The sequence below is a fragment of the Pseudomonas sp. GW822-FHT02G04 genome (assembly GCF_058802085.1).
In genome coordinates this window covers 106,925-121,986 of record NZ_JBXANU010000019.1, presented here as the reverse complement: position 1 = coordinate 121,986, position 15,062 = coordinate 106,925, and the positions used below count along the sequence as shown (strand labels likewise).

General features: G+C 61.4%; 15 protein-coding genes. 4 read left to right on the top strand and 11 right to left on the bottom strand.

What is annotated here, in order from left to right; all coding sequences use genetic code 11:
• Positions 1 to 67: 67 nt before the first annotated feature.
• On the bottom strand, positions 68 to 766 hold the full coding sequence (gene pyrF / locus AC1RO5_RS21820) for an orotidine-5'-phosphate decarboxylase (RefSeq protein WP_007938741.1): 699 nt from the start codon (positions 764 to 766) through the stop codon (positions 68 to 70).
• 292 nt (positions 767 to 1,058) lie between these two features.
• Between pyrF and AC1RO5_RS21815 the strand changes: the two genes are divergently transcribed.
• From AC1RO5_RS21815 to xopAW, 3 genes are all read left to right on the top strand, one after another.
• Positions 1,059 to 1,817 carry a response regulator gene (locus AC1RO5_RS21815; protein ID WP_253416302.1) on the top strand — a complete coding sequence of 253 codons (759 nt, stop codon included), beginning with the start codon at positions 1,059 to 1,061 and terminating at the stop codon, positions 1,815 to 1,817.
• Positions 1,817 to 2,869 (top strand): sensor histidine kinase, encoded by a 1,053-nt coding sequence (locus AC1RO5_RS21810; protein ID WP_493177577.1) that lies wholly within the window; start codon positions 1,817 to 1,819, stop codon positions 2,867 to 2,869. Before AC1RO5_RS21815 ends, AC1RO5_RS21810 begins: the two co-directional genes overlap by 1 nt.
• Before the next feature lie 142 nt (positions 2,870 to 3,011).
• Complete coding sequence (xopAW, locus tag AC1RO5_RS21805) at positions 3,012 to 3,863, top strand: XopAW family type III secretion system calcium-binding effector (RefSeq protein WP_493177575.1); 852 nt, start codon at positions 3,012 to 3,014, stop codon at positions 3,861 to 3,863.
• Positions 3,864 to 3,946: 83 nt separating this feature from the next.
• Here xopAW and AC1RO5_RS21800 read toward each other — a convergent pair whose 3' ends face one another.
• From AC1RO5_RS21800 to AC1RO5_RS21755, 10 genes are all read right to left on the bottom strand, one after another.
• A complete protein-coding gene (locus tag AC1RO5_RS21800; RefSeq protein WP_493177573.1) occupies positions 3,947 to 5,002 on the bottom strand; it encodes an AI-2E family transporter in 1,056 nt (351 codons plus the stop codon).
• Positions 5,003 to 5,084: 82 nt separating this feature from the next.
• Positions 5,085 to 5,891: a DUF4892 domain-containing protein gene (locus tag AC1RO5_RS21795; protein ID WP_493177572.1), complete on the bottom strand. Its 807-nt coding sequence runs from the start codon at positions 5,889 to 5,891 to the stop codon at positions 5,085 to 5,087.
• Positions 5,892 to 5,899: 8 nt separating this feature from the next.
• Positions 5,900 to 6,559, bottom strand: coding sequence for a glutathione S-transferase family protein (locus AC1RO5_RS21790; RefSeq protein ID WP_493177570.1), 660 nt, complete (start codon positions 6,557 to 6,559; stop codon positions 5,900 to 5,902).
• A gap of 50 nt (positions 6,560 to 6,609) precedes the next feature.
• Complete coding sequence (locus tag AC1RO5_RS21785; RefSeq protein WP_493177568.1) at positions 6,610 to 7,464, bottom strand: alpha/beta hydrolase; 855 nt, start codon at positions 7,462 to 7,464, stop codon at positions 6,610 to 6,612.
• Positions 7,461 to 8,267, bottom strand: a complete 807-nt coding sequence (locus AC1RO5_RS21780) for an alpha/beta fold hydrolase (protein WP_258672757.1) — start codon at positions 8,265 to 8,267, stop codon at positions 7,461 to 7,463. The genes AC1RO5_RS21785 and AC1RO5_RS21780 overlap by 4 nt, the downstream gene beginning before the upstream one ends.
• 315 nt (positions 8,268 to 8,582) lie before the next feature.
• On the bottom strand, positions 8,583 to 9,026 hold the full coding sequence (locus AC1RO5_RS21775) for a hotdog fold thioesterase (protein ID WP_105342844.1): 444 nt from the start codon (positions 9,024 to 9,026) through the stop codon (positions 8,583 to 8,585).
• Between the two features lie 32 nt (positions 9,027 to 9,058).
• On the bottom strand, positions 9,059 to 10,726 hold the full coding sequence (locus AC1RO5_RS21770; RefSeq protein WP_493177567.1) for an AMP-binding protein: 1,668 nt from the start codon (positions 10,724 to 10,726) through the stop codon (positions 9,059 to 9,061).
• Positions 10,727 to 10,892: 166 nt separating this feature from the next.
• The gene (gene sixA, locus AC1RO5_RS21765; protein WP_007937597.1) at positions 10,893 to 11,345 is read right to left on the bottom strand and encodes a phosphohistidine phosphatase SixA; all 453 of its coding nucleotides are present in this window, start codon (positions 11,343 to 11,345) and stop codon (positions 10,893 to 10,895) included.
• Positions 11,342 to 11,689 (bottom strand): DUF4389 domain-containing protein, encoded by a 348-nt coding sequence (locus AC1RO5_RS21760; RefSeq protein ID WP_007937595.1) that lies wholly within the window; start codon positions 11,687 to 11,689, stop codon positions 11,342 to 11,344. Before AC1RO5_RS21760 ends, sixA begins: the two co-directional genes overlap by 4 nt.
• A gap of 35 nt (positions 11,690 to 11,724) precedes the next feature.
• Positions 11,725 to 12,747, bottom strand: coding sequence for an NAD(P)H-dependent glycerol-3-phosphate dehydrogenase (locus AC1RO5_RS21755; RefSeq protein WP_007937592.1), 1,023 nt, complete (start codon positions 12,745 to 12,747; stop codon positions 11,725 to 11,727).
• 196 nt (positions 12,748 to 12,943) lie between these two features.
• Here AC1RO5_RS21755 and AC1RO5_RS21750 point away from each other — a divergent pair, with 196 nt between their 5' ends.
• On the top strand, positions 12,944 to 15,061 hold the full coding sequence (locus tag AC1RO5_RS21750) for a TonB-dependent receptor plug domain-containing protein (RefSeq protein ID WP_493177564.1): 2,118 nt from the start codon (positions 12,944 to 12,946) through the stop codon (positions 15,059 to 15,061).
• Position 15,062 lies beyond the last annotated feature (1 nt).

The following is a 15,062-nucleotide window of genomic DNA, read 5'->3' as shown; positions in this document are numbered from 1 at the left end:
GAAGGGAAAAAGACTTCGCGGGCAAGCCTCGCTCCTGTAGGAGCGAGGCTTGCCCGCGAATCGCCGCTTAAGCGATTTCTGCGACGACCGCCGCCAACGCCTTGGCCGGATCCGCTGCCTGGCTGATCGGGCGGCCGATCACCAGGTAGTCGGAACCGGCATCCAGCGCCTGACGCGGAGTCAGAATGCGGCGCTGGTCGTCCTGGGCGCTGCCCGCCGGACGAATCCCCGGGGTCACCAGTTGCAACGACGGGTGAGCGGCTTTCAGAGCCTGGGCTTCCTGGGCAGAGCAGACCAGACCATCCATACCGGCTTTTTCCGCCAGCGCAGCCAGGCGCAGCACCTGCTCCTGCGGCTCGATGTCCAGGCCAATACCTGCCAGATCCTCACGTTCCATGCTGGTCAGCACGGTCACGCCGATCAACAGCGGTTTCGGGCCGCTGCGCTGATCGAGCACTTCACGGCAGGCGGCCATCATGCGCAGGCCGCCGGAGCAGTGCACGTTTACCATCCACACGCCCATTTCCGCAGCCGCCTTGACGGCCATGGCGGTGGTGTTCGGAATGTCGTGGAACTTGAGGTCCAGGAACACTTCAAAGCCCTTGTCGCGCAAGGTGCCGACGATTTCCGAAGCGCAACTGGTAAACAGTTCTTTACCGACTTTGACCCGGCACAGCTTCGGGTCCAGTTGATCGGCCAGCTTCAGTGCGGCGTCACGGGTGGGGAAATCCAGGGCGACGATAATAGGCGTCTGGCAGGCGGACATGAGTGGGCTCTCAGGCAAGTCGAAATCGGCGCGCATTGTAGCGGAACCAGCGCCGCTGCGGGACCCGATGATCGGTAATTCGTCGTCGCGGCTCAGGCAAGACTAGCTGCTGCGGAAATTGTGTCGAACCAGATACACACACGACACGCCCACAACACCCTTCAACGCTACCCTCGTCAGCCGCAACAAGTCCTACAGCACTTCCCGCCTCACGGCCGGACGCCTATGCTGAAGCCACAACCTCGCAGCCTATCTTTGTGGTTGGCAGCCTACCTGGCAGATGAACGCACGTATGCACAACTCCCCAGCACCTCTGAACGACGATCAAAAAGCGCCGGCCGATGACAAACGCTGGAGCATTCGCGCCCTGATCGTCGACGATGACGTCCCGATCCGCGAATTGATGATCGACTACCTGGCCCGTTTCAACATCCACGCCAGCGGCGTCTCCGATGGCGCCGCCATGCGCCAGGCGCTGCAAGCCGAACATTTCGATGTGGTGGTGCTCGATCTGATGCTGCCGGGCGAAGATGGTTTGTCACTGTGCCGCTGGTTGCGCGCCGAATCGGACATCCCGATCCTGATGCTCACTGCCCGCTGCGAACCCACCGACCGGATCATCGGCCTGGAACTGGGCGCCGACGACTACATGGCCAAGCCGTTCGAGCCGCGGGAACTGGTCGCGCGGATTCAGACCATTCTGCGTCGGGTGCGCGACGACCGTACTGAACAGCGTGCGAATATTCGCTTCGACAACTGGCGATTGAACAGCGTATTGCGCCAGTTGATCGCCGCCGATGGCCTGGTGGTGCCGCTGTCCAACGCCGAATTCCGCTTGCTTTGGGTGTTCATCGAACGTCCGCGCCGGGTGCTCAGCCGCGAACAACTGCTGGACGCTGCGCGCGGTCGCTCGATCGAAGCGTTTGATCGCAGCATCGATCTGCTGGTGTCGCGCCTGCGCCAGAAACTGGGCGACGACCCGAAAGCCCCGCAGTTGATCAAGACTGTTCGCGGTGAGGGTTATCTGTTCGACGCACGAGACATCGGCTGATGCGTGCGCGCTTCGATACGCTGTTCGGCCGCCTGTTCGGCGTGCTGCTGGTGGCGATCGTACTGGCGCACTTATTAGCTTTTTTATGGTTCAAACATTACGGACCGCCCCCGCCGCCCCCACCGCCGCCGGGGTTTTCCGAGCGCTTCGATGGCCCTCCCCCACCGATGGACCCGCGTTTCGGCAATCGACCACCGCGGCCGTGGTTCGGCGGGCCGCTGGTGCCGCTGACCTTTCAGTTTGTCTCGCTGATCATCGCCGCCTGGTACGGTGCCAAGCTATTGACCCGCCCGATTCAGCGCCTGAGCGACGCCGCCGGGCGCCTGAGTGAAAATCTCGACAGTCCGCCGCTGGATGAGTCCGGCCCACGGGAAGCACGGCAAGCGGCGCACACTTTCAACCTGATGCAGAAACGCATTCTTGAACAAATACAGCAACGCTCGCGCATGCTCGGTGCAGTGTCCCATGACCTGCGCACACCGCTATCGCGGCTCAAGCTGCGGCTGGAACAGATCGACAACGAGAAGCTGCAAGGCCAGATGCGTCAAGACCTCGACGACATGATCGGCATGCTCGATTCCACCCTCACCTACCTGCACGAACAGCGCACCAGCGAGGCGCCACAATGGATGGACGTGCAGGCGCTGGTGGAGTCCCTGAGCGAAAACGCCCAGGACCAGGGCGCCAACGTCCAGGCCAGCGGCCATTGCGCCCCGTTGCAAGTTCAGCCGATGGCTTTGCGCTCGTGCATCAACAACCTGCTGGACAACGCCTTGCGTTATGCCGGGGACGCGCTGATCACGCTTGAGGACAGTCGCGAACAACTGGTGATCCGGGTCATCGATCATGGCCCGGGTATCGCGGCGGATAAACGTGAAGCGGTGTTTGAACCGTTCTTTCGCCTGGAAGGTTCACGTAATCGCAATTCCGGTGGCGTCGGTCTGGGCATGACCATCGCACGGGAAGCCGCCGAGCGTTTGGGCGGACAACTGAGCCTGGAAGAAACTCCCGGCGGTGGTCTGACCGCCGTCATCCGCCTGCCTCGCGTCTAAGCCCGCTCCCACAGGATCGGGGTCTAACTGGATAAGTTGTGTGTACCAATCGGTACAAATCCCACATACCCACGACAACTTGCCCCTTGAGGCTGCATAAACCGGTGTACCCACCGGTTTCCCATTCCAAGGAGTGAGCACAATGATCGGTAGTGTCAGCAGCTACACGAGCTACACCAGCACCAGCAATACCACCACCAACAGCGCCCGCAGCCAGCAATTCCAGAAAGAATTGCTCGCCAAACTCGACAGCAACAGTGACGGTTCGGTGGATCAGGATGAGCTCAAGAGCGCCCTGTCGCAGAAATCCGACGATGGTCTGCTGGTCAGCCTGAGCAAGAACTTCAGCGACCTGGACAGCGACGAAAGCGGCAGCCTGAGCAGCGAAGAAATGGCCGCGATGGCCCCTCCGCCGCCACCGCCAAGCGATCAGGCGCCGAACACCGAACTGGCCGATGCGCTGATCAGCGCTCTGGACACAGACGGCGACGGCGCCATCAGCAGCGATGAGCTGAGCAATGGCCTGACCAGCGCCGGCAGCACGGCCGACAGCTCGGAAATCTTCTCGGCCCTGGACAAGAATGAAGACGGCACCGTCAGCCAGGACGAACTCGTCGCCAGCCTGACCCCGCCGCCACCGCCACCTCAGCAGATGTCCAGCGAAGAGCTGTTCAGCCAACTCGATACCGACAGCGATGGCAGTGTCACGGCCACGGAACTGAGCAGCGCGTTGCAGGCGAGTGACAGCACCTCATCGACCTCCACCGACACCAGCGCCGCGTTGCTCAAAGTACTCGATAGCGACAGCAGCGGTGGCGTCAGCAGCGATGAACTGAAAGCCGTCCTGCAAGCCGGCCGCGAGCAGAACTCCGACAGCTCGACCAATCAGTTCAACGTGACCGAAGCCCTGAACAAAATGATCGCCAACCTGAGCAAGCAGTATTCGCTCGACAACGTGGCGACCGTGGGCAAACACCTGAACGTGGCAACCTGAGTCAAAAGCTTCGCGGGCAAGCCTCGCTCCTACGGTAGGAGCGAGGCTTGCCCGCGAAGAGGCCCAAATACCCAACAAAAAACTTAGGGCCGGCGATCTTCAACCCGAGCCTGGCTCTTGCTCCAATCGGTCAACAGGCTGTAAGCCACGGCCAACAACGTCGGGCCGATGAACAGGCCAATAAACCCGAACGCAATCAATCCGCCAAACACCCCGAGCAGCACAATCACCAACGGCAAATTCCCGCCCCGGCTGATCAGGTACGGCTTAAGCACGTTGTCGACCCCGCTGATAATGAACGTGCCCCAGATCCCGAGAAACACCGCCACTCCGTACTCACCCTTCCAGGCCAGCCACGCCGTGGCCGGAATCCACACCAACGGCGGCCCCATCGGAATCAGGCTCAGCAAAAACGTCACGATCCCCAGCACCAGCGCCCCAGGCACACCGGCAATCAGGAAGCCGATCAACGCCAGTACAGCCTGCGCCGCCGCTGTACCGATCACCCCGTTGACCACCCGTTGCACGGTGCCCGCCACCAGTTCGATGTAATACCCGGCGCGATCGCCAATCAACCGCTCCAGCAACCCATGGACAAACACCGCCAAACGCGGCCCGTCCCGGTAGAAAAAGAACACAAACACGATACTCAGCGTCAACTCGAGAATCCCGCCGCCAATCTGCGCACTGCGTGCCAGCAACCAGTTACCGACCTGACCCAGATATGGCTTGATCGCCAGCATCATCGCCGCACCTTGCTGATCGATGCTGTTCCAGATCCCCACCAACCGCTCGCCGACCAAGGGAATACTGCCAACCCAGGCCGGCGCTTCAGGTAGACCATCGACCTGCACATCCTTGATGAACGCCGTGGCATCGCGCACATGATCCGCCAGGTTGAACCCCAGCCACACCAGAGGCACCGCCACCAGCAGCATCCAGCCGAGCGTCAGCAACAGCGCCGCCAGGGATTCACGACCATTGAGCCAGCGGGTCAACAGACGCATCAACGGCCAACTGGCAAACGCCAGCACCGCCCCCCAGAACAGCGCCGACCAGAACGGCGCCATCACCCATAAACTCGCGCCAAACAGCACCAGGAGCAGGATCTGCACCAACAGCCGATCGTTATTGACCATGTAAGATCCCGAAAAAAGTCAGCCGAAAAAGTCAGTCCGCAAAGAGTAGGCGAACGCGCAGAACGCGTTCGCCGAATGAAGCTTATCGCAACAGTTCGAAGTGCAGGCCAGAGCCTTCGACGCTGCCGGTTTCCATCCGCGCCGTGCGCACGCCCTGGCCGATCAGCGCCTGGCGCCAGGCTTCGGCACTGGGCCCGGAAACGCTGACCCGCAGCGTCGTGTCCAGGTTCAGGCCGCGGGAAATCAAACGCAGCCAGGTGTCGTCAGGGTTACCGTCGAGTTTGGGGAAATCGAGTTTCCCGGTGCTTTTGAGCTGGCGCAGCAACGTCGCAGACGTCGGCAGCAAATCACCCAGTGGCGCCGAGGCCTCGAACTGTTCTACGTGCAGATAAGCCCTGCGATTACCGCGAGTGATGCTGTAAAGCGCCACCAGCGTGTTGTCTTGAGGGGCCGCCAGACGCAGCAGCAAATAAGCCTGTTGATTATCGGCGCCATATAGCTTGGCGTTGCCGAAGACTTCATTGGCCCACAGGCTGCTTTCCCCACAATCCCGGGCCTGACACCAGAACAACAGCTCGGCGCCCTGCTTCTGCAAGGCTTCGCGAGCGGCGGTGAAGGCATCGGTGGAGGAATGCTCCGGTGGCAATTCGTAGGTGACCGAGGTGGTTTGACCGCGAGCGGTGACCTGGCCGTCGAAGCGCAATTGGCCGCTGATCTTGCGGATCGAACCCAGCGGGTAAATCCGCTCGAGTTCCACCGTCGGGCGATAGTCGACGATCTGCGCATCGGTCATGCGCGGCACGATCGGCAGGTCCTGGCTGCCCGGGATGTCCGCAGCCAATAACCAGGGACTGAAGCTGCACAGCGCCAGCAGAGTGAGTGAACGCATGGACAGGCTCATCGGATCAACATGGCCTGGGCACCCTTGATGACGCTGGCATCATCGATGCGCTCCGGCACCAGCAAACCGCGTTGCACCGCAGGGCGCGCCTCCAGGGCGGCTATCCAGCGCTGCAAGGCCGGCAAGCCGTCCACCGAGACACCGGACCAGTCGTGGCCACGGACCCACGGAAAGGTCGCGATGTCGGCAATGCTGTACTCGCCTGCCAGAAACTCCACGGTTTGCAGACGTGTGTCGAGCACTTCATACAAGCGTCGGGTTTCATGTTGATAGCGATCGATGGCGCCCTGGAGCTTTTCCGGGAAGTAGCGGAAAAACACGTTGGCCTGGCCCTGCATCGGGCCGATGCCGCCCATCTGGAACATCAGCCACTGCAACACCACCGAGCGCCCTTTGGGATCCTGGGGCAGCAGTTTGCCGGTCATCTCGGCGAGGTAAATCAGAATCGCGCCGGACTCGAACACGGCGAAATCGCCATTGGCACGGTCGACAATCGCCGGAATCCGGCCATTGGGATTGATCTTGAGGAAGTCCTCGGACTTCTGTTCCTTTTTGTCGAAACTCAAGGCATGCACCGTGTAGGGCAGGCCGAGTTCCTCGAGCACGATAGAGACCTTGTGGCCATTCGGGGTCGCAGCGGTGTACAGATCTATCATGGTTGTCTCCCATTTCAACCCGCCCAGCCTCGACAGTTGCCCGACGCAAGTCAAGGAACGGCGAAGAACCGATTGAAACAGTCTGCGACAAGACCGGCACCGGGTTCGTCATTGAGGTGCAAGTGATGGCCGCCAGGCAACTGTTCATGGCTAAAGGGTAGACGTTCCAGCAACTCGGGATGTTTGGCGAGCATGCCGTCAGCCGCGACCACCAGGTGTGCAGGACAATTGACGCGCTGGACGAAAGCCATCGCCTGCTCAGTGGTCAGACGCAGCGGCGACGGCAGCGTCAGACGGTTGTCGGTGCGCCAGGTATAACCGCCCGGCACCGGCATCAAGCCGCGCTGGGCCAGCAGTTCGGCGGCTTCGCGACTGACCGCCACCAGGCCTTTCATGCGCGCTTCGATGGCCCGGTCGAGGGTGTTGTAGACCGGTTTGCGTTTTTCCCGCAGATCCAGCTGCGCTTGCAGGGCCATGCCCATGCGTTCTGCGGCGTTTTCGCCTTTGTCTGTAGGAGGAATGATGCCGTCGATCAACGCCAGGTGAGTCACCCGCTCCGGCAACGACCCGGCCAGCACCAGCGAGACGATCGCCCCCAGGGAATGCCCCAGCAGCGCAAAACGTTTCCATCCCAACTGCTCGGCCACTTGCAGCACGTCGTGGGCGTAGTCCCACAGCGCGTAACCGGCGCCGTTCGGCCGATGCCCCGAGTGACCGTGCCCGGCCATGTCCAGCGCGATGATGCGCAAGCCGTTGAGCTTCGGCGCCAGCCGGGCAAAGCTGTTGGCATTGTCCAGCCAGCCGTGCAAGGCAATCACCGGCAAGCCGTCCTCGGGACCGAACAGGTGTGCCGCCAACTCGATGTGCGGCAGGCTCAGGCGAACTTCTTCGACGACGCTGTTCATGCGCAATCCTGTTGGCGGCGACTGTCCCAACGACTGAACAGGTTCTTCAGCAGCGTGGCCGTGTCTTGTGGACGTTCGAGGGGAAACATGTGGCCACCGGGCAGGGTCAAGGACTCGCCCAGAGGCATGCGCCCGACGGATCGGGCGTGATGACGCATCACCACACGGCTCTTGTGCCCACGAACCACTGCCAGCGGTACTTTCAACTGCCGCGCACGGCCAGGGCTGGTGTGCGGTACGCCGCGGTAGATGCTGATTTCCGTGGCCGGGTCGAAACGCAGGCGCAGCTTGTCGCCGACCTTTTGCAAACCATGTTGAAGGTAGGCCTCGAAGCATTCCGGGTCGAAGCCGCGAAACAGGGTTTTACCGGCGAAATACAGGCGGGCCGCTTCCAGATCGGCGAACTCTTCCCGTCGTCCCAACGTGCGACCAGCCGGGGTCAGGCGATCAATGAAACCAAAGCGTTTGGCGGCACGGATTACCCATTGATCGGTGCGGGTCAGCACCGGTGAATCGAGCATGACCACGCCGCGATACAACTCAGGGCAACGCAACGCGGCGTGCAGGTGCAGCACGCCGCCGAAAGAGTGGCCGACGCCCCAGACCGGTTCCGGCTGTTGCTTGAGGTGATGAATCAGCTCATCCACCAGATTGTTCCAGTTGTCGTCCGCCGGGAAGCGCGGGTCATGGGCGTGCTGCTCCAGATGCGCCACCCGGTACTCCGGCGCCAGCGCCGCGAACAACTTGCTGTAGGTCCCCGAAGGAAAACCATTGGCGTGGGCGAAAAATATCTGTTGCGACATACCGGCAGATCCATGTGCAAAAAACAGACGTTGATTGTCCGTAAGACCGTGTCCTACAGCAATGACCGTAACTGACAGGAATGATGACAGTCGGGTCAGGGCTATGAGCATTCAGGATCCCCTGAGAACCTTGTGGCGAGCGAACTTGCTCCGGGCAGCGTTCCGACGCTCGGTTGCGCAGCAACCGCAAAACCAGCGAATGCGGCATGACTGGAGAACGGTGTATTCCGGCTTGGGGCCGCTCCGCGACCCAGCGGGAGCAAGCTCCCTCGCCACAAAAATTCGCTGGTCATGAGTCTTCGGCTCGATCAGAAATCAACGCGCCGGCGGATTCTCCCCCAACGGCACCACCGCCATGGTCAGGCGCGACACACAACTGGCCTTGCCCTCATCACTGGTCAAGCGAATATCCCAGACATGGGTGGTGCGCCCAATGTGAATCGCCTTGGCCACCGCCGTCACCCGCCCGCTGCGCAGACCGCGCAAATGGTTGGCATTGATTTCCAGGCCCACGCAATAAAACTTGCTGGCGTCGATGCACAGGAAACTGGCCATCGAGCCGACAGTTTCGGCCAGCACCACCGAAGCGCCGCCGTGCAGCAATCCATAAGGCTGGTGCGTACGGTGGTCGATGACCATGCTCGCGGTCAGGGACTCGTCATCGAAGGCTTCGAAGCGAATATCCAGCACTTCGCCGATGGTGTTTTTCTGGATAGCGTTCAACTGCTCGACGTTGGGAGTGGTGCGCCACAGACTCATCGTTGCGTTCCTTTGTTGGTGTTGTTCGTGACTCAATCCTGCCACAGCACCGCCTCGCCGCGCGCGCTCCATTCTTCGAAGCGCGCACCGTAAGCCGCTTCAATCATGTTGCGCTTGATCTTCAGGGTCGGTGTCAGGAAGCCGTTTTCCACCGCCCAACTGTCCTTGACCACCACCAACCGGCGCAAGCGTTCATGCCTGTCGAGGACGCCATTGACCTCCTCCAGCAGTTTTTCCAGGCTTGAATGTAAACCCGCCCTCGCCGTCCCGCTGGCGTCCTGCTGACCGACCGCCGACAACACGCACAAACCCAGTGGCGCGCTCAAGCCATCGCCGACCACGCACACTTGTTCGATCCGCGAATGCACCGCCAGGCGATTCTCGATCGGCGCCGGGGCCACGTATTTGCCTTTGCTGGTCTTGAAGATTTCTTTCAGGCGCCCGGTCAGGCGCAGGTTGCCCTCGGCGTCTTCCTCGCCCTTGTCACCGGTGCGCAGGAAGCCGTCCTCGGTAAGGGTTTCGGCGGTTTTCAAAGGCTCCTTGAAATAGCCGAGCATGGTCGCGCCGCTGCGCACCAGCACTTCACCTGATGGCTCAACCCGTACTTCGACCTCCGGGCAGGGCTTGCCGATCCAGCCGGGGTTGTTTTGACCGGGCAGGCCGATGTGGGAGTAACCACAGCTTTCGGTCATGCCGTACACCTCCAGCACGTCCAGCCCCAGTTTTCGGTACCAATGCAGCAAGGTCTGCGGCACTGGCGCCGCGCCGGACAAGGCAATGCGCAAAGCGTCCAGCCCCAGCCCGGCGAGGACTTTGTGCCCTACCCGTTTGCCGATGAAAGGCAGGCCAAGCAGGAAGTCGAGGCGTTTTGCCGGGATCTTGCTGTACACGCCCATCTGGAATTTGGTCCAGATGCGTGGCACGCCGAACAGTGCGGTCGGCCGGGCACGCTGCAAATCGGTGAGGAAGGTGTCGAGGCTCTCGGCGAAAAACACCGTTTGCCCGGTGTAGATCGCTGCCAGCTCGACGAACATCCGCTCGGCGACATGGCACAGCGGCAGGTAGGACAGCAGGCGATCCGACTCATTCAGGCCAAACAACCGGGTGCCATGGGTGGTGGCAAATCCCAGCGTGCCGAAACTGTGCATCACGCCTTTGGGCTGGCCGGTGGTGCCGGAGGTGTAAATGATGGTCGCCAGTTGATCGGCGGCGGGTTTGGGGTCGTCCTGAATCGGTGAGCTGCGTTGCAGGTCGACCCAGCTGAAATCGAAAGTGCCCACCGGGCACAGCGGCAGGCTGATGGTCGGCAGGTCAGGCCTAATCCCGACGGACATGCCCGGCCAGTCATCCAGCTTGCCGATGAACGCCAGTGCAGCTTCAGAATGATCGAGCACCTGGGCTACGGAATCGGCGGTCAGATTGGGGTACAGCGGCACCGAGACATGCCCGGCCATCCAGATCGCCAGGTCGGCGATGATCCAGTGGGCGCAGTTTTTCGAGATCAGTGCAATGTGGCTGCCTTGCGGCAATTCACGAGCCCGCAACCAGTGGGCGGCACAGCGCGCCTGATGGCCGACGTCGGCCCAGGTCAGCGTTTCGACCTGGCCACCCCCTGTCGGCTGGACCAGAAAGCGCTGGCGCGGATGACGGGCTTCGCGCTCGTAGAAGACGTCCAGTGGCAAACGAAAAGCAGCAGACATGCGACTTGCTCCCTTTTTTGGTCTGGAGCAAGCGTAGTCAACCAAGCAAGTGCTTGGTTAATTATTTAAGGGTAGGAGCAAGATCAAAAGATCGTCCGAACGCGGCCCGAGCCTTCGGCAGCTCCTACGCGCCTGTGGGCGCTGCCGCCGGCTGCGATCTTTGCTTTTAAGGGGTTTTGATGCCGTTGAGCTTCATCGCCCCGACCAGCAGTTCGTCGCCCTCGAGCTCCGCCAGACCGGCGGTGCCGACCCTCTCGGGTTCTTGCACGTGACCATGCTGCAAATAGCCCAGCAGGTTACCGACCAGCGGGTTATGGCTGACCAGCAGCGCGTGATCCACGGACACCAACTGCTCCGCCACCGCTTGCGGATTATTGTCGGGCGTCAGCCATTCGACGGTGCGAATCTCCGGTGCAAAACCCAGCTCCTTACGCACCAGCAATGCAGTCTCCTGCGCTCGCAGATAAGGGCTGGCATAAATGGCTGTCAGGTGTTTGCCCTTCAATTTGGCCGCGATGCGCTTCACCTCTTTGCGCCCCTTGTCGGTCAGGGCCCGCTCGGAGTCCGGGCGAGTACCGTGAGGTTCGGCTTCACCATGACGCAATACCCAGAGTTTCATAGTTTCGGTTCCTCATCTCGGGCCGGATGCGGCGCCGGCGCCACAACGTGCGGGGCTTCACCTTCCGGTGTACGCGGCGCTGGCCAGTCGGCGAACGGCCAGGGTTTCTGGTCGCTGTGAAAGCTGCCGAAACGACCGATCTGCGCCAGAAACTGGCTCAGGCTGTCGCCGAAATTCATCAGGCTGGCGCTCGGTGCGCCATATATCAAACGATAGATCAGCTGCACCAGCACCACTGCGCCGAGGATCAATTGCGCCACTTGCCAGACCAGCACATAGACAATCATCCACAGCACCCGCAGCAGGATGGATTCGTACTTGCCTTCTACTTTCGGATCGTTCATGTCTGTCTCGCTCCCTGCTCGTATCGGTTAAGTGCTTAGAAACCACTGGGGGAAATAAAGTCCACGTCGGTTTTCGGTTCGCCACGCATCAACAACCCAATCACCTGATCCAGCGTGCGCCCTTCGAACAGGATCGCGTGCAATCCGGCGACCAGCGGCATATACACGCCGACCTCCTGAGCCTTGGCCTTGAGCACCTTGAGGGTGTTCACGCCTTCGGCCACTTCGCCCAGACGCGTCACCGCATCCTCCAGGCTCAAGCCCTGGCCGAGGGCAAATCCGACCTGGTAGTTGCGGCTTTTCGGCGACGAACAGGTGACGATCAGGTCGCCGACGCCCGCCAGCCCCAGGAACGTCATCGGGTTCGCGCCCTGGTTCACCGCGAAGCGGGTCATTTCCGCCAGCGCCCGGGTGATCAGCATGCTCTTGGTGTTCTCGCCCATGCCCAACGCCACTGCCATGCCGGCGATGATGGCGTAGACGTTTTTCAGCGCCCCGCCCAGCTCCACGCCAAAGCGGTCGGCGCTGGCGTACACGCGAAAGGTCCGGCCATGCAGCGCGGCCTGGACCTGCTGGCAAAGGTCTTCGTCTTCGCTGGCGACCACCGTGGCGGTCAGCGCGTGTTCGGCGATTTCACGGGCCAGGTTCGGCCCGGACAGCACGCCGATGCGCGCTTGCGGGGCGATGTCTTCAAGAATCTGGCTCATCAGCTTGAACGTGTGGGCTTCGATGCCTTTGGTCAGGCTCACCAGCATTTTGCCGCTCAGAAGCTGAGCATAGGGCGCCAGCACCGAGCGCAGCGCGCTGGACGGCAGCGCGACGAAGCACAGGTCGCAGGCCTCCAGGGTGGCTTGCAGGTCTGTGACCGCCTCCACCGCCGCAAGAATCTTGATGCCTTTGAGGTAACGCGGGTTCTCGCGATCGACCCGAATGGCCTCCGCCTGCTCGGGGTCACGCATCCACAGACGGACCTGATGCCCGTTCTCGGCCAGCAGATTAGCCACGGCGGTACCAAAACTTCCGCCTCCCAGGACCGCAATTGGGCGCTGTTCAGTCATATGCAATCCGTTAATCCATACCAGTGGCGATGCCCGCATTATACGGAGCGGCCCAGTGGCGGCCAGCCCCGACATCAATTACCGGCACTTGTAGGAAGAAGACCAAGAAAACCGAGGAAAATGCCCACAACGTGACTGGAAAAGTCATTGCGCTCGGTTAACATGCGCGCCAATTAATCGCTATCAAGGCCGTGCCGTGTCTTTTGGCTCTCCCTATCCTCGCTCGCCACTGGTGCTGGCGCTGTTTTTCAGCTCGCCATTGCTGGCCGACGACCTGTTCCTGGACAACAATCCGTTGCCGCAAGTGCTCACCGCGACGCGCCTGAAGCAGTCGCCTGCAGCCGTGCCGGGCAGCATGACGGTGATCGACAGCGAACTGATCAACGCCAGCGGCGCGCGGGACATCAGTGAGTTGCTGCGCCTGGTGCCGGGGATGATGGTCGGCAATATCAACGGCAATCAGGCAGCGGTGAACTACCACGGCACCAACGCCAGCGAAGCGCGGCGCATGCAAGTGCTGATCGACGGCCGCTCGGTGTACCGCGCGGGCCTGGCCACGGTGGACTGGAGTGATATTCCGGTGGCCATGGAAGACATCGAGCGCATCGAGGTTTTCCGTGGCCCGAACACCGTCAGCTACGGCGCCAACGCGCTGATGGCGGTGGTCAATATCATCACCCGCAAACCGGCCGACAGCCACGGCACACGGCTGAAAATCACCCGTGGCCAACGCGGCATCAACGATTTCTACGCCAGCCAGGGCATGGGTTGGGACAGCGGCGACTTGCGTCTGTCGCTGTCCGGCCAACAAGACGATGGGTTCGACTCGGACCGCACCGGCGCCGATTACCGCGACAACCGTCACTTGAATCGCTTCAGCCTCGCCGTCAGCCAGACGCTCAATGAGAACCAGAGCATCGATTGGCAACTGAACGCCAAGGACGGGACCAACCAGCGGCCCTATACCTACCGCCCGGTGTTCTCAGGGATTACCGCCGCTGGGAACAATTCCGACGTCATCGCCAAGGACTATGCCGGCTCGCTGCGCTGGAACCTGGATATCAATCCCGATCACAGCCTTTATATCCAAGGCTCGGCGCAACACTGGGATCGTCAGCAGACCTGGCGTGCCTGCGATGCCGAGATCTCGTTCAGCCCGGAGCTGACCCAGCTTTGGCAGCTCAACCCCAATTACACCGAACGCCTGGCGCGCAACATCGCACGTTTCACCGGCGCGCCCCCCGGCACAGCGGCGGAACAAGACCTGGCCAATCAGGTTCTGGCGCAATGGCGAAACGGCGCGAACAAAACGCTGTGCGGCGACATCGACCAGAGTGCCCGAGAATCGCGCTACGACCTCGAACTGCAAGACACCCTCAGCCTGTCCGACACTCTGCGGCTGGTCAGCGGCATGAACTATCGTTACGACCGGGCCGATTCCGAGACCTACTTCAATGGCACGCTCGACGACACCACCTGGCGGGCGTTCGGCCAACTCGAGTGGCGCGCCACCGAGCACTGGTTGCTGCAGGGCGGGGCGATGTTCGAAGACACGCAATTGACTGGCAGTTCACTGACCCCGCGGGTGGCGGTCAACTATCTGATCAACCCGCGCCACGGTTTGCGCGCGGTGTATTCAGAAGCCGTCCGTTCGCCGGACATGTTCGAGAACAGCGTCAACTGGAGTTACCAGGTGACCAATCTGCAACCCAGTGCCTACGGCCAGACCAGCGCCCGCTATTTCGTCAGGACCCGTGGCCCGGGTAACCTCGAACAGGAACGCATGCGCTCCCGGGAATTGGGCTACAACGGCTACTTCACAGACTGGGGGCTGACGGTCGATGTAAAGCTGTTCTACGACGAAATCAACGGCATGATCAGCGAACCGCTGCGCAACAATCAGTACATTGCCAGCAACTCGAACAGCTCACGATTCTCCGGGACGGAAACCCAACTGGACTGGCGCGTCAGCAGCGTCGATCGTCTGCGCCTGACCTACGCCTATGTCGATGCCGAGGCGAGCAACCCGCTGGATGCACAACAAACGGCGCGCAACAGCGGCTCCGCCGGTTGGCTGCGCAACTGGGGCCAGGGCTGGAACAGCGCACTCTTCTACTATGGCGCCGACGCCCTCAACGGTTACCGCTTCGAACGGGTCGACACCCGCATCGCCAAACGCATCGGCCTGGGCAAGGCCAATCTGGAGCTGGCCGGGATCCTCCAGCAACGCCTCGACAATCAGCCCACCACTTTCGTCGACAACAACTACGACGAACGCCGGGTGCTCTACTTCAGCGCGGAGCTGGAGTTTTAAG